Origin of the sequence: Streptomyces sp. NPDC051664, from assembly GCF_044453545.1 — a bacterium.
In the GTDB taxonomy this organism is placed as follows: domain Bacteria; phylum Actinomycetota; class Actinomycetes; order Streptomycetales; family Streptomycetaceae; genus Streptomyces.
In genome coordinates this window covers 484,321-499,519 of the sequence record NZ_JBITCU010000002.1, presented here as the reverse complement: position 1 = coordinate 499,519, position 15,199 = coordinate 484,321, and the positions used below count along the sequence as shown (strand labels likewise).

At 70.0% G+C, this 15,199-nt stretch carries 11 protein-coding genes; 4 read left to right on the top strand and 7 right to left on the bottom strand.

Annotated elements, in window-relative coordinates:
- Positions 1-79 precede the first annotated feature (79 nt).
- Both ACIA8E_RS05555 and ACIA8E_RS05550 read right to left on the bottom strand, forming a co-directional pair.
- Positions 80-1,078 (bottom strand): alpha/beta fold hydrolase, encoded by a 999-nt coding sequence (locus ACIA8E_RS05555; RefSeq protein WP_399294832.1) that lies wholly within the window; start codon positions 1,076-1,078, stop codon positions 80-82.
- Between the two features lie 236 nt (positions 1,079-1,314).
- Positions 1,315-2,307 (bottom strand): aldo/keto reductase, encoded by a 993-nt coding sequence (locus tag ACIA8E_RS05550; RefSeq protein ID WP_399294830.1) that lies wholly within the window; start codon positions 2,305-2,307, stop codon positions 1,315-1,317.
- A 119-nt stretch (positions 2,308-2,426) separates the two neighbouring features.
- Between ACIA8E_RS05550 and ACIA8E_RS05545 the strand changes: the two genes are divergently transcribed.
- Positions 2,427-3,329 carry a LysR family transcriptional regulator gene (locus ACIA8E_RS05545; protein ID WP_399294828.1) on the top strand — a complete coding sequence of 301 codons (903 nt, stop codon included), beginning with the start codon at positions 2,427-2,429 and terminating at the stop codon, positions 3,327-3,329.
- A gap of 7 nt (positions 3,330-3,336) precedes the next feature.
- On the opposite strand, the gene ACIA8E_RS05540 is transcribed toward ACIA8E_RS05545, so the two are convergent.
- Entirely contained in the window at positions 3,337-4,386 is a 1,050-nt protein-coding gene (locus tag ACIA8E_RS05540) for a chitinase (protein WP_399294826.1), read from the bottom strand.
- A gap of 306 nt (positions 4,387-4,692) precedes the next feature.
- Between ACIA8E_RS05540 and ACIA8E_RS05535 the strand changes: the two genes are divergently transcribed.
- From ACIA8E_RS05535 to ACIA8E_RS05525, 3 genes are read left to right on the top strand one after another with little or no spacing between them, the layout of a single operon-like run.
- Complete coding sequence (locus tag ACIA8E_RS05535) at positions 4,693-5,091, top strand: hypothetical protein (protein ID WP_399294824.1); 399 nt, start codon at positions 4,693-4,695, stop codon at positions 5,089-5,091.
- A 6-nt stretch (positions 5,092-5,097) separates the two neighbouring features.
- Positions 5,098-7,359, top strand: a complete 2,262-nt coding sequence (locus tag ACIA8E_RS05530) for a bifunctional polysaccharide deacetylase/glycosyltransferase family 2 protein (RefSeq protein WP_399294822.1) — start codon at positions 5,098-5,100, stop codon at positions 7,357-7,359.
- Entirely contained in the window at positions 7,359-8,465 is a 1,107-nt protein-coding gene (locus tag ACIA8E_RS05525) for an acyltransferase (RefSeq protein WP_399294820.1), read from the top strand. Before ACIA8E_RS05530 ends, ACIA8E_RS05525 begins: the two co-directional genes overlap by 1 nt.
- Before the next feature lie 8 nt (positions 8,466-8,473).
- Here the strand turns inward: ACIA8E_RS05525 and ACIA8E_RS05520 are convergent, their stop codons facing one another.
- The 4 genes from ACIA8E_RS05520 to ACIA8E_RS05505 form a co-directional block, all read right to left on the bottom strand.
- On the bottom strand, positions 8,474-9,193 hold the full coding sequence (locus tag ACIA8E_RS05520; RefSeq protein WP_399294818.1) for a class I SAM-dependent methyltransferase: 720 nt from the start codon (positions 9,191-9,193) through the stop codon (positions 8,474-8,476).
- A 112-nt stretch (positions 9,194-9,305) separates the two neighbouring features.
- Positions 9,306-11,753: a SpoIIE family protein phosphatase gene (locus ACIA8E_RS05515; protein ID WP_399294816.1), complete on the bottom strand. Its 2,448-nt coding sequence runs from the start codon at positions 11,751-11,753 to the stop codon at positions 9,306-9,308.
- Between the two features lie 222 nt (positions 11,754-11,975).
- On the bottom strand, positions 11,976-14,447 hold the full coding sequence (locus ACIA8E_RS05510; protein ID WP_399294814.1) for an MFS transporter: 2,472 nt from the start codon (positions 14,445-14,447) through the stop codon (positions 11,976-11,978).
- 187 nt (positions 14,448-14,634) lie between these two features.
- A complete protein-coding gene (locus ACIA8E_RS05505) occupies positions 14,635-15,078 on the bottom strand; it encodes an SRPBCC family protein (protein WP_352267326.1) in 444 nt (147 codons plus the stop codon).
- Positions 15,079-15,199 lie beyond the last annotated feature (121 nt).

The window sequence follows — 15,199 nt, the reverse complement described above, 5'->3', positions numbered from 1 at the left end:
CGGAGCCGGGCGTGCGGTGTCGTCGGCGCCGACGGGCGACGTCGGTGACTGCGCCGACGGCGGGGCTCGGCGGTGCGGGTCAGCGCCTGGGTTCGCGTCGCTTGCGGGCCGCCCCGATGAGGCCGCAGCCCGTCAGTACGGTCCCGCCCGCGAGAAGGCCGAGGCCTGCCAGGACCAGGGTGTTGAGGCCTGTGCCGGCCAGGGCCGGCTGTGCGGACGACCCGCCGCCGTTGGCGGCCTGGCGGATGAGATCGGTGACCGCGGCGGGGTGCGACACCAGGGCGACGTGGGACGCGTCGACCTCGACCGTCTGCGCGTGGGCGCGCTGCGCCTCGAAGCGCTCGAGGGCCGGGGAGATGGCCTTGTCCCGGGTGGAGACCAGGGCCCAGGACGGGATGGTCTTCCACGCGGCTTCGGCAGCCTTGTCCATGAACGCGGAGGCGGCGATGGGGCGTTGGGTGGCAGCCATCACGGCCGACACGGCTGCCGGGAGGTCCGCGGCAAAAGCCTGGTGGAACTTCGCGGCCTGCAGGTAGAGGTCGGTGCCGTTGGTGCCGTCGGTGTTGCGGAACGGTACGGGCCTGAGGGCCGCGGCGAGTTCACTGCCCGGGAACCTGTCGCCCAGTGCGCCGAGGGCCTCACCCTTGTCCGGCATGAACGCGTTGACGAAAACCAACGACTTCACCTGGGAGTTCCCGGCGGCGGCGGTGCTGATCACCGCGCCGCCGTACGAGTGCCCGACCAGCACGATCGGTCCCCGGATGCTCTTGAGGAAGCCCGCTATGTACGCGGAGTCCCCCGCCAGTCCCCGGAGCGGATTGGCCGGGGCGACGACGCTGTATCCGTCGCGCTGCAGCCGTTCGACGACGGCGTTCCAGCTGGAGGCGTCCGCGAACGCACCGTGCACCAGCACCACGGTCGGCTTGGTGATGACTGTGGTACCCGTGTCGGCCGCTGCCGATCCGGCGGCTCCGGTGAGGACCGTCGCGGTCAGCGCCGCAGCGATCGCATGCCCCCGACGGGAACGTGTCGGACGTATTCGCCGGTGCCGCGGTGCGAGAACAGGTGACAATGCCATGCGGTTCTCTCTTCGGGAGGAGGGGGGCGACGCATCCAGCGTTTCCGGAGCCGGCCGGTACGGCGCGGCCCGGGAAGCAGCGGAGTGACATCGGCCGACCGTCCGGGTGACGACGGCTCCCGACCGCATGGCGACCGGCGGATCGGTCACCTTTTGCCGGCCAGAGGTACGGCTCCGTTCCCGGGCGGACCGGGCGGCCTGCCCGGTCCGCCCCCTCCTCCGAAGGCCAGCCCCCCTCAGGAGGTCTTCAGAAGTACCTCGATCCGGGCCAGCTCCTCGTCGCTGAACTCCAGGTGCCGCACCGCGTCGACACTGTTCTCCAACTGAGCGACACTGCTCGCCCCGACCACTGCCGACGTGACTCGTCCGCCCCGCAGCACCCAGGCCAGCGCCATCTGCGCCAGGGACTGGCCACGCTCGGAGGCGACCTTGTCCAGCGCGCGCAGCCGGCTGATCAGCTCCGGGGTGACCGAATCGGGCGTCAGGAAGGGGCTGTCGCCCGCCGCGCGCGAGCCGGCCGGGATCCCCTGCAGATACCGGTCGGAGAGGATGCCCTGTTCCAGCGGCGAGTAGGCGATGGAGCCGACGCCCAACTCGTCCAGCGCCGTGAGCAGGCCGTCCTCGACCCAGCGGTCCAGCATCGAGTAGCGCGGCTGATGGATCAGGAGCGGGGTGCCGAGGTCCTTGAGGATCCTGGCCGCCTCCCGGGTCTGCTCCGGCGAGTAGTTGGAGAGGCCGACGTAGAGCGCCTTGCCCTGCCGTACCGCCGAGTCCAGCGCCCCCATCGTCTCTTCGAGCGGAGTGTCCGGGTCGGGCCGGTGGGAGTAGAAGATGTCGACGTAGTCGAGGCCGAGCCGGGTGAGGCTCCGGTCGAGCGACGAGAGCACGGACTTGCGCGATCCCCACTCCCCGTACGGCCCGTCCCACATCAGGTAGCCCGCCTTGGTGGAGATGACGATCTCGTCCCGGAGCCGGGCGAAGTCCGTCCTCAGCGCACGTCCCATCGCGCTCTCGGCGGCGCCGGGCGGCGGGCCGTAGTTGTTGGCGAGATCGAAGTGTGTGATGCCGAGGTCGAACGCCCGGCGCAGGATCTGCCCCTGGGTGTCCGCGGTCCGGTCCCTTCCGAAGTTGTGCCAGAGGCCGAGCGAGAGCGCGGGGAGCAGCAGACCGCTGCGTCCGGTTCGCCGGTACGGCATGGCCTGGTAGCGGTCGGGCGACGGGAGGTACATGCGGGGCTCCACGGAGAGGGGAAGAGGTGCGGGAATGCGTGGGTCTCCAGGCTCTCCGACATCGATCCAGCAGTCCAACAGAAGATTCAGGTTGGATTTATCGTCTATGTTTCTCAATCATGGAGTTGCGCCAGCTGGAACATTTCATCGCCGTCGCCGAGGAGCAGCACTTCACGCGTGCCGCCGAACGGGTCGCCGTGTCGCAGTCCGGGCTGTCGGCCTCCATCCGCTCCCTGGAGCAGGAGTTGAAGACTCCCCTGTTCAGCCGCACCACCCGTACCGTGCGGCTGACCGAGGCGGGCCGCGCACTGCTCGTGGAGGCGGAGCGCACACTCGCGGGCGCACGGGCGGCGAAGGACGCCGTCGATGCCGTACGGGGACTGCTGCGCGGCACACTGACGGTGGGGGTCGAGCAGTGTGTGGCCGGTGTGCGGGTCCCGCGGCTGCTCGCGGCCTTCCACCGCAAACACCCGCAGATGGAGATCCGGCTCCGCCAGGAGGGCACGTCGAGTCTGGTGGACGGGGTGGCGGGCGGCCGGCTCGACGTCGCGTTCGCCGCGACGGTGAGTGCCGGGGAGTGGCGTGGCGAGCTGATCCCACTGGCGCGCGAGCGCATGGTCGTCCTGTGCGCCCCCGGCCACCGGTTCGCGCAGGCGCTCCGCGTCCCGTTCGACGAGCTTCCCGGTGAGTCGTTCATCGACTTCCATCCGGACTGGGGGCCGCGCCGCGCCGCCGACGAGGCGTTCGCGACGGCACGGGTGCGCCGCACGGTGGGCCTTGAGGTGAACGACGTGCACAGCCTGCTGGAGCTGGTGCACGAGGGGCTGGGGATCGCCGTGGTGCCGCACCACTTCTCGCGCAAGCCCGAGGCCCTGGGACTGGTCGCGGTGGAACTGGACGGGGCCGACCAGCCTTTCTACGAGAGTGTCGTGGTACTTCCGGCCGCCGGGGCCATGAGCCCCGGCGCCCGCTCGCTGATGACCTTGGTGCGCAGCGACGCACTCGATGGCGCCACGCGCTGACCAGGGATCACCCGCCCAGCACCGTCGCGAAGGCTCCCGGTTCCTGCTCGACCCCGCTGCACGTGTCGCTCGCCTTCGTGGTGTCCTCGTCGGTGCATTCCCGGTCGCGGAAGGTGGCCCACATGGAGAGCGCACCGACGCCGGTCCGCCGGGCGAAGGCGCGAAGGGAGGCGGCGTCGGCGAGGGTGAACGTCTCTCCGGCCGTGTCGTTGACACCGAGCATCACCGTGAGGTGCAGCGCCTGCCAGGCCTCGGAGTCCGACAGACCGAGTACGTCGGTGAGCTGATCGTGGGTGGCTTCGGCGGCCTGCTGCGCATAGTCGCTCATGTCACCGTCGTGGGACGTGCTGTAGTTCATGGCCATGATGTTCACCGCGGAGAGGTCGACCTTCTGCTCGGCGGCGTCGTTCAGGAGGTCCGTCCCGGTGGTCTCCAGGCCGTCCGGCATCACGGGCAGGGTGTACGTGACGTCGAGGTGCCGCTTCTTCTGGAGCAGGCGGAGCGCCTTGTCGCGGAGGGTGATCGACGCCCGGTCGGTCAGTGCGTCGCCCTCGACGTCGAAGTCGGCCTTGGTGGCGCCCACGGCGTCGAGCACCCGGGCGTAGGCGTCGGCCAGGTCCTCGGCACTGTCGCAGGCGAGCGCCAGCTCGGTCCCGGCAGCCCCGCCGAACGAGACCCTGATGTCCGCACCGGTCGCGGTGAGTGCGGCGACGCGTGCGGTCACCGCACGGCTGGTGGGCTCGGCGGTGCCACCCCAGAGCGGGGTGCAGGTGTCGTCATCGGCGACGACAAAGGCGAGGTTGTACGTGTCCGGGGAACCTACGGAGTCGGTGTCGGCCGCGGTCGTGGCGCTGACGTACGGGGTGTAGGCGGTCGAGGCAGCGGAGGCCGTGGGGCCGTCCGCGCGGGAGCGGGAGTCACCGCCCTGGTTCGCCGCCGCGCCCGTCGTACACGCCGAGCAGGCGAGCCCGAGCGCGACGAGTCCGGCGACGACGGCGGTCGCCCGCCTCGCACGGCCCGCCGCACCCTTCGGAGAGCCCTTCGGTGAAATGCGCATAAAGTTTGCACCTGCTCTCGTGAGAATTGTCCCGAAACAGCAACAATGAAGAACGGGGGACACCGAAAACCTCTCACACATCACCATGTGTCCGAACCCGGAGATTTCCTGCAGGCCTGCCGAAGAGTCACCCAGAGATTATCCATTACCCCTTCGCCAGAAGGGATATGACGAGACATCACATACTCTCGAAAGAGCCTGACCCGCGGTCGCGTTCTCAGTTCATCCACAGACTTTCCGCGTTCTCACAGCGTTCGGCCAGGAACGGCTAAGACTTCGCACATCGCAGTTCGTCAGCATGCTCAAATGCATTCCGACTCCGCCATCGAGAAAAATCCGACCGGACACGGCCGACGCAAACACGCCGGCCTGCGCAGGCCCCTGGCCGGCACCGCAGCGCAGGAAGGTCCCGTCTTCGTGGACAGCTCCGGGCGCCGGGCCCGGCTGCTCCGCCGTGCGGGTATCGCCCTGGGCATCGCCTGTGTCGGTTACGCGGCCGTGCTGGGTCTCGCCTTCATGGGTGGCATCTCCATGTCGCCCTCGGAGTTGCTTCCCTTCGACGGCGCGCCCTCCGCCCAGGGCGGCCCCGCCGGGATCACGCCTCCGGGAGTCACCGGCGCACCTCCGAGCGGTCCTCCCGCCGGCGGGGCGGGCCCGTCGCCCTCGGCATCCGTATCGGTGTCCGCGACCGCGGGGACCGGCTGATCCTCGATGAACCGGAATCAGGTACGACCCCAGCGACGGCATGCCACGCCGAGCCGGATCGAACGCGTCCGCCGGCAGGCGGTTCCCAAGCCGCGGGTGATCATCGCCCTTCTGCTCCTGCTCGGCCTCGTCTCCGTGATGCTGCTCGACGGCTATCTGCGGGCCGAGGTCGGAAACGACCGGCGTGTCCGCTCCGACGCGAGTGCGAGCAAGGTGCCCGACAGCGTCCTCGACGGCGGGCCGTTCCTCAGCTTCCAGGGCGGCACGGCGCGGACCCGGTCGGTACCGGACAAGACGATCGTGCTCACCTTCGACGACGGCCCGGACCCCGAGTGGACCCAGAAGGTGCTCGACATCCTGGACGACAACGATGTGCCCGGCACGTTCTTCCTGGTCGGCTCGATGATCTCGCGCTACCCGGATGTGGTGCGCCGGATGGTCGACGACGGCAACGAGGTCGGCGTCCACACCTTCACCCATGTCGATCTCTCGTACCGGAGCGCGGCCCGCGTCACTCGGGAGATCGCCCAGACACAGCTCGCACTGGCGGGGGCCGCGGGCATCACGACGACACTCTTCCGCGCCCCGTATTCGTCGACGAACGACGCGATCGACAACTACAGCTGGCCCGTCTACAAGAAGCTCGGCGCGATGGGCTACACCAGTGTCTTCATCGACACGGACAGTGAGGACTGGCAGCAGCCGGGCGTCTCCAAGATCATCAAATGGGCCACGCCGAAGAGCGGAAAGGGCGCCTCGGTGCTCTTTCACGATGCGGGCGGCAACCGCTCCCAGACCCTCGAAGCGCTGCCCCAGTACATCAAGAAGATGAAGTCGAAGGGCTACACCTTCACCACGGTCAGCGGCGCCCAGCAACAGGCACAGGGACAGGGACAGCAAGCACAAGCGCAGCAGGCGCAGGGCACCCCCGGCACCGGGGGCAACGCCCGGCAGAGCAACCCGGAGCAGGCCGCGCACCGCACGGCCGACACCGCCACGCTCTGGGAGGGCCGCGCCCTTCTCGGTGCGGTCGCCGTCGCGGAGTGGACCGTGCCCGGTCTGGCCGCGGTGCTGGCAGTCGTGGGCGTAGCCGTGTTGGGCAGGTTCGCGATGATGCTCGTCCTCGCGCGGCGCCACTACCGGCAACGCAACAGACACAGGTTCTCCTGGGGGCCCTCGGTCACCGGACCGGTCAGCGTGATCGTGCCCGCGTACAACGAGAAGGAGTGCATCGCCAACACCCTCAATTCCCTGGCAGCCAGCACCCACCCCATCGAGATCGTGGTCGTCGACGACGGCTCGACCGACGGCACCGCCGAGATCGCCGAGTCCCTGGGCCTGCCGAACGTGCGGGTGATCCGCCAGCCGAACGCGGGCAAGCCCGCCGCGCTCAACAACGGTGTGCGGCACGCGCGTTACGACATCGTGGTGATGATGGACGGCGACACCGTCTTCGAACCCGACACCGTTCAGCGACTCGTGCAGCCGTTCGGTGACCCGGAGGTCGGTGCGGTCGCCGGCAATGCCAAGGTCGGCAACCGCACCACCGTGATCGGCGCCTGGCAGCACATCGAGTACGTGATGGGCTTCAACCTCGACCGCCGCATGTACGACCTGCTGCGCTGCATGCCCACCATCCCGGGCGCGATCGGGGCGTTCCGCCGCGATGCGGTGCTGGGGGTCGGCGGGATGAGCGAGGACACCCTCGCCGAGGACACCGACATCACGATCGCACTGCACCGCGCCGGATGGCGGGTCGTCTACGCCGAGCACGCGCGCGCCTGGACCGAGGCGCCCGCCTCGCTGGGGCAGCTGTGGCGGCAGCGCTACCGCTGGAGCTACGGCACGATGCAGGCGCTGTGGAAGCACCGGAAATCGGTCACCGACCGGGGGCCGTCCGGCCGTTTCGGCCGGGTCGGGATGCCGCTGGTGGTCCTCTTCCAGATCGTCACACCCGTCTTCGCGCCGCTCATCGACGTGTTCACGGTCTACGCGATGATCTTTGTGGACTTCAAGGCGTCGCTGCTCGCCTGGCTGGCGGTGCTGCTTGTCCAACTGGTCTGTGCCGCCTACGCGTTCCGTCTCGACCGCGAGCGGTACCGGTATCTGCTCATGCTGCCGTTGCAGCAGATCGCGTACCGGCAGCTGATGTATCTGGTGCTGATCCACTCGTGCGTCACCGCCGCGACCGGCGGCCGGCTGCGCTGGCAGAAGCTGAAGCGCACCGGCGAGGTCGGTACACCGGCCCCCGGCACGGGGGTGCGCTGATGGGAGGCGCACACCGCAAGGGCGGACCGCAGGTCGCGGTCCGTACGGAGGAGGTCACGGCCGAGCCCGTGGTGCTGGCTGCCCCGAAAGGCGGCCGCGACCGCTACTTCGACGCGCTGCGGGCCTTCGCACTGGTCCGCGTCATCACGTACCACACGTTCGAGTGGCCCTGGCTGGGGCTGGTCTTCCCGTCCATGGGCGTGATGTTCGCACTCGCCGGATCGCTCATGGCTCGTTCGCTGGAGCGGCCCGCGCTGCCCGTCATCCGCGGCCGGCTGCGCAGACTGCTGGTCCCCCTCTGGGTGTTCGCGCTGGTCATCGGTACGGCGATGCTGCTGCACGGCTGGCTGCCGGGACCCGATGTCCTGTACTGGGTGCTGCCGGTCGGCGATCCCCCCGGCAATGCGTGGGGCGAGCAGGCCTGGGCGGTGCTCTGGTACCTGCGCACGTATCTGTGGTTCGTGCTGCTGTCGCCGGTGCTGCTGCGCGCATTCCGCCTGGCCCCGCTGCCCGTGCTCGCACTGTCCCTCGTGCCTGTCGTGGTCCTGGAGACCCTGGGGAGTGTGCCGGACGGGCGCCTCGGCAGTGCCCTCAGCGACCTGTCGGTCTTCCTGTTCTGCTGGCTGCTCGGCTTCGCCCACCGCGACGGTGTACTCGACCGGATGCGCCCCGCACTCGTCGTCACCGTGGCGCCGGCCCTGCTGGCGGCAGGCGCCTGGTGGGCCTTCCACCACCGGGCCGACGGTTCCTACGATCTCGACGACATCCCGCTCGCCCAGGCGTTGTGGTCCGCTGGATTCGTCCTGCTGCTGCTCCGCTTCCGGCCCGACTTCGGCGGGCTCGCCCGGCATCGCGCGGCCGACCGGATCGTGAAGGTCTTCAATGCCCGCGCCGTGACGATCTATCTGTGGCACGAGGTCGCACTGATGGCGAGCGTCCCGCTGATCGATCTGATGTGGAACGTTCCCGCGTTCGAACGGGATCTGCCGCTGGACAGCCTGTGGTTCCAGTTCACGATCGCCTGGGTGCTGATCGCGACGGCCGTGGCCCTGTTCGGCTGGGTCGAGGACATCGCAGCGAAACGGGGGCCACGGCTGCTGCCGTGATCCTCGGGTCAGCCGCCGGCGAGGACGAACCAGCGGGCGGGCAGGTCGATGCGGGTGCCGTCGGGCAGGTACTCGGTCTGGGCGAGTGCGGTGTCCCCGGTGGCCAGCGTCGTCAGCCCCGCCGCACGCAACAGCTCCGGAACCTCCTCCTCGGTGGCGCTCGCCGGCTTGAGCCCGTGCTCGAAGACCCGCCGCAGCTTCTCGGGCGGTCCGCCCGGCGCCTGGGCAGCCTGCTGGAGCACGGTCTTGGAGGCGGGCGTCAGCTCGGCGACGAAAGCCCGGCCGCGCTCGCCGATCAGCGTCGCGACGGCTGCGGCGACCACGGGCCGGGCCGACGGCTCGCTCTGGTGGATCACCGCCCGCATATAGACGTTCGTGTCACCGATCCGCTCGTGCAGAGCCCGCACCGCATCACCGTCGACGAGGTTGAGCTGGGCGAACTCCGCGACACCCGCGGTGTCCGCGCGGCGTGCGTGCTCGATCGCCGCGTGCGAGAGGTCCACGCCGATGGCCCGGGCGAAGCAGGTGGCGAGGTAGCGGGTCTGGGTGCCGTTGCCGCAGCCGAGGTCGACGACGGGCAGCGAGGCGTCGGCGTATGTAAGCAGCAACTTGCTGTCGGGTACGGAGGTGAGGGACGGGTCGGAGTCCCAGATCGCCTCACCGGGGGCGTCGGAGGTGGCCGACCAGAAGCCTTCCCACGACTCGCGATAGCCCTGCGACACGTCCATACGCACTCCCGAATCCGTTGTATCCACCACTGTCTGCTCAGCAACGGACTACTGCCCCGGAGCGTCCGGTGGCAAGGGTGTGCGCATCATCCGTCGTTCGGGGCGGCGTCATTCACCTGATGTTCGAGCGGGGGCGCGGGAAGCGGGTGAGTGCCTGTTCGAACCAGACGGTCTTGCCCCGTGCCGTGGTGCTCGTCCCCCACTCGCGGGCGAGGCCGCTCACCACCAGCAGTCCGCGGCCGAACTCGTCGTGGGCGGAGGCGTTGAGGAGCGCGGCCGGGGCCGGTTCGTCGTCGCTGACCTCGCAGAGCAGGGCGCCGGTCCGGACGAGACGCAGCCCGATGTGGTGGGTGCGCCCGTGCTTCACGGCGTTGGTGACGAGCTCGCTGACCATCAGCTCGGCCGACTCCACCGCATCGGGCAGCTCCCAGTCGAGGAGCTTGCCGCGGACCAGCCGCCGGGCGCGGGCCACTTCGCGCGGGTCCAGGGCGAGTTGCCACTCGGCGACGTCGCCGTCCGGGATGCCGTTCAGCCGAGCCATCAGCAGTGCCACGTCGTCCTTGCGGCCGCCCTTCGGGTTCAGGGCGCGGATGATCGTGTCGCAGGCGTCGTCCATCGAGGCGGCGGGGTGCGCGGCAGAGGCACAGAGTGCGGCGAGTCCCGCGCCGATGTCCTGGCCGCGCACCTCGACCAGACCGTCGGTGCACAGAACCAGCCGGTCGCCGGGCCGCACCTGCACGGTCGCTGTCTCGAAGGCGACACCGCCGACGCCGATGGGCGCACCGGTCGGCAGGTCGAGGAGCTCCGCCCGGCCGTCCTCGGCGCGGACCAGTACGGGTGGGATGTGCCCGGCGTTGGCGATCTGGAGCTCGGAGTGGATCGGGTCGTAGACGGCGTAGAGGCAGGTCGCCAGATACTGCTCGCCGAGGCGCTGTGCCAGGTCGTCGAGGTTGCGCAGCAGCTGGGCGGGCGGCATCTCCATGGTGGCCATCGTCAGTACTGCGGTGCGCAACTGGCCCATCATCGCCGCCGAGTTGAGCCCGTGCCCCATGACGTCGCCGACGACGAGCGCGGTCCGGGAGCCGGGCAGCTTCACCGAGTCGAACCAGTCGCCGCCGATCCGGCCGAGCCGGGCGCCGGGCAGATAGCGGGTGGCGATGTCGCAGCCCGCCATGCGCGGTTCGACCTGAGGCAGCATGCTGTCCTGGAGGGTGTCGGCGACATTCTCCTGGTACGTGTACATGCGGGCGTTGTCGAGTACGAGCCCGGCACGGGCAGCGAGTTCGGCGCCCGTGGTGCGGTCCATGTCGTCGAAGGGCTCGCGGCCGGGACGGCGCATCAGGACCATGAAGCCGAGCACCACGTCACGAGCCTTGAGCGGCACGATGAGCAGCGACCGGTGGGTGATCAGGGGGCGCAGGTCACGCTTCTCGAACTCGCCCGAGATCCGGTTGCTCATCTCCTCGCTGACGTACGGGATGAGGACCGGCTCACCGGTGACCATGCACTGGAAGAACGGCGTGTGCTCGGGGAAGGCGATGGACTCGCCGACCGGGACGGTGTCGTCCCAGCGGCCGGGCTCGTCGTTGTGTTCGACCCACACCCGGTGCCAGACGGTGGTGACGTCGGGCGGCCCGTCCGGGAAGCCCTCACCGGCGAGGACCGCGGCGCGCAGATGCGTACCCGCGAAGTCGGTGAAGCGGGGGACGGCGGCGCTGGTGACCTCGCGGATGGTGCGTTCGAGATCGAGGGAGGTGCCGATGCGGCCGCTGACCTCGTTGAGGAACTCCAGCCGTTCACGGACCGCGCCGTACTCGAGGTCGAGTTCGGGGCGCGGCACGGCGCGGGGTGTCGGCGAACCGTCGGCGGTGGCCTCCGGATCCTCGGCCGGGCGGCGCGGCGTCCGGCGCGGCACACCCCAGTCGGGAGTGACCGGTACCCGGTCGCGGTGGCTGAACTCCAGGATCGGGTAGCCCAGTTCGAGGACCTGCGAGACGATCCGGGTCGCCTGGTGCACGCTCATGTTGGGCAGGATCTCGGGGAGCCGGCCGGCCAGGTCCTGATAGCCGGGGAAGTCGGTGTGGAGCGCGAAACCGGGGGCGATCGTCTCGCTGTCCCGGCTGCCGTTCGCATCGGCCTCGCACAACTGCCCGGCGTCCGCGGCAAGGACGAGGAGCCGTTCGGAACCGGGGCCGACCAGCGGGTAGGCCCACCACAGAACGTCGATCCGGCCGCGCCGCGGCTCGTCGACACGGGCCCGTCCCGCCGCCGGATAGGCGACGCTCCCGCTGAGCGAACTGTCGAGCGGGTGGCCGAATCCGGCGTACGTACCGTCCGGCCCTGGCTCCCCGTCCTGCCGCAACGCCCCGGAGACCGGAAGGAGTTCACCGGCCGGGCAGCCGATGGCGTCCTCCCTCCCGACGCCGAAGAGCCGTCTGGCCCCGGTGGACCAGTGCGACACGAGTCCGGCCACGTCGACGACGACTACGGCGAGCGGTACCCGTCCGGCAGTGGTGTCGCGCGGCTGTGGTGCCCTCTGCGGCGGTACACCAAGGTCCATGGGTGGAAGGCTCCTTCCCCACCGCAAGGCTCTGCGGCTTGTGACTCCACGGTACGGCTCCCTGTCCGGCCCCCGCCGGACATCGGCGGAATCGACCCCAGGGGTGGTGCGCCCCGCGCGCCCCGCCGCGCACAACCGGGCGGGGGGAGCCGCTGGGGGCGACCGGAACCGGGTCCTGCCCCAAGAGCCTGCCCCTGATGGCTCCGGCCATGGCCCCCTACGTCAGTCCGCGTGCCCGAGCTGGAGGTCGCGTTCGGTGCGTCCACCGCCCGCGACCTGGAGGACGGTCGCCACCGGCGGATAACCGGCCGCGATCACCGTGTACTCGCCGGTCGACAGATCCACGAAGCGGAACGCCCCGTCGGGCCCGGTGGTCAGGGTGTCGACGACATTGCCCGCCGCGTCGAGGAGCGTGACCCGGGCGTCCTCGACGGGCCGTCCACCGCTCGCCCGTACGATGCCGCGCAGCACAGCGCCACCGGCCAGTTCGATGTCCTGCCGGGTCTCTCTGGCCGCCTGCACGCTGACCGGCAGCGCTGCGGGCCGGAAGGCGGGGGCGCTGGCGGCGAGGGTGTACTCGCCGGCCACCAACTCCGAGATCACATAGCCGCCCTCGCGGCCGCTGCGGGTGGACGCGACGACCTCGCCGCGCACATCGGTGAGGGTGACTGCGGCGTCGCGCACCGGGATCCCGTCGGCCGTGACGACGGTTCCGGCCAGTCTGCCTGCGCCGCCGAGCACCACATCGAGCTCGACGGGCCGTTCGCCGACGGTGACGCTGACGGCCTGCGGCTGATGTCCGCCGGCCGCCGCGATCAGGACGTAACTGCCGGAGCCCGGCACGCTCAGCGCGTACCGCCCGTCGTCACCGCTCGCGCCCCTTCCGACCTGCTGCCCCTGGACATCGATGAGGGTGAGGGCGGCGCGCGGGACCTTCGAGCCGTCGGCGTGCTGGACGTTGCCGCACACCGGCACGCCCGAGAGTTGGACGGTCGGCGGCGGGGCAACGGTAGTACGTGCGCCGGGGATCGAGGCGGAATCAGCAGCTGAATCGGGGCTGTGGTGGGACACCAGCGGTTTCTCCTTGAGGAAGAAGGCGATGACGAGGCCGAGCGCGAGCACCGGCACGAGGTAGAGGAAGATCCGGGGCATCGCGTCGGCGTACGCCTGGATGTAGCTGTCGCGGAGCGCGGGCTCCATGGCATGGACCAGCTGCGGGGTGATCGACTCCGGGTCGGGGAGGTCGGCTCCGGACGGGAGGCGGACGGCGAGAGCGTCCGCGAGACGTCCAGCGAAGAGGGTCCCGAACACGGCGGCGCCGACGCTGCCGCCGATCTGACGGAAGTAGTTGTTCGCGCTGGTGGCGGTGCCGAGGTCGGCGGGCGGCACGGAGTTCTGCACGGCCAGGACGAGCACCGGCATGATCAGGCCGATCCCGATGCCGAGCACGGCCTGCGCAATGCTGTACTCGATGCGCGGAGTGTCGGTTTCGAGGCGCGAGAGCAGCCACATGCCGACCACCGAGATCGCACTGCCGAGGATCGGGTACAGGCGGTAGCGGCCGGTACGGGAGATCAGCTGGCCGGAGAGGACGGACGACCCGACGATGCCGCCCATCATCGGGAGCATCAGCAGACCCGATTCGGTGGCGGTGGCGCCGTCGACCATCTGCAGGAACGTCGGCAGATAGCTGGCGGCGCCGAACAGGGCGACACCGACGACCGCGCCGACGAGCGCGGTGACATTGAAGATCGAGTCGCGGAACAGCCGGAGCGGGATGACGGGTTCGGGTGCGTGGCGTTCGACCACGAGGAAGAGCAGTGTCGTTCCGGCAGCTCCGGCGGCCAGCCCGAGGATGGTGCGCGAGCCCCAGGCGTACTCCGTGCCGCCCCAGCTGGTCAGCAGCACCACGCAGGTGGAGGCGGCGGCCAGCAGCAGGGCGCCGAGCACGTCGAGCCGGGGCCGGACCGTGGGCTTGGGGAGCTTCAGTACGACGGTGATGACGACGAGGGTGACCAGGCCGAACGGGACGTTGATGTAGAAGCACCAGCGCCACGAGGCATGGTCGGTGAAGAAGCCGCCGAGCAGCGGGCCCGCGACGGACGCGAGGCCGAACGCGGCGCCGATCAGCCCCATGAAGCGGCCGCGCTCGCGAGGCGGTACGACGTCCGCGATGATCGCCTGGACCCCGATCATGAGTCCGCCGCCGCCGACACCCTGGACGGCACGGAAGGCGATCAGCTCGTCCATGGTGCGGGACCAGCCGGCCAGCGCGGAGCCGACGACGAAGACGACGATCGCGAACTGGAAGACGCTCTTGCGGCCGAAGAGATCGCCGAGCTTGCCGTAGATCGGCAGTCCGATGGTGGAGGCGAGGAGATAGGCGGTGACCGCCCAGGACATCTTCTCCAGGCCGTGCAGCTCACCGACGATCTTGGGCAGCGCGGTGGCGACGATCATCTGGTCGAGCGCCGCGAGCAGCAGGGCGAGCATCAGCCCGAGGAAGACCAGCCGGATGCCTCGGGGGCTGATCTCCTGGGCCGCGGGCGTGGCGGTCGGATCCGTGACGGTGGGATCCGTCGAAGCCGCTGCGGACGGGGCCGCGGTCGCCGAGCCGGGAGCGGCGGCTGTCTGCTCCCCGGCGCCGCCCGCACCGTCCGGCTCGTCCTTCACCAGAGTGATACCACCCACCACGTGCCGCTCCCCTCGTCGCATCTGCGCCGCCCATTTCTCGCATTGCGCGACATAGAGAGGCAAACGCGACGGGGGGCGCTGACGGCGCACTCGCGGGGCTTATGCCCCGGTGGGAGCCACTACGGCGCGCAACCGGCGGGCCGGGAAAACCACCCGAACCGGTGAGGCCGGTCAGGGATGTCCGGTGCTACTTCTCCACCTCGGTCGCGAGGTTCTGCAGCAGCTCGTCGTAGATGCGCCCAAGTCCCTTGGGCGCAAAGGTCTTCTCGAAGAATCCGCCGATGCCGCCCGCACCGTTCCAGACGGTCGACACGACGGCCTTGGACTTGCCCTCACCGGCCGGCGTGACGGTCCAGGTGGTGACCATCGACGAGTTGCGGTCCTTCTCGACGAGCTGACCTTCGGTCGGCTCGCCGACCTCCAGCAGGCAGTCGCGGATCCGCTTGCTGGTGGCCTGCAGCTTCCAGTGGACGAGGGTGCCCTCGCCGTCACCGCCCTCGCGCACCTCGTACTCACTGAACTGGCCGGGCAGCACCTTGCCCCGGACCTCCTTGTAGTCGGCCAGCGCGTCGAACACCGTCTCCGCGTCCGCCGCGATGATCCGCTCTGTCGTGGCCTCGACCTGCGCCATGGCTGCTCCTCCACCACTCGGTTGTTCGGGGTGTGCTGAGCCAATCACCTCCGGCGCGCCGCTCAAAATCCGGGCCGGGACGAAGGGGAGGAAACGATCAAGGGAACAAGTGTTCTATTCT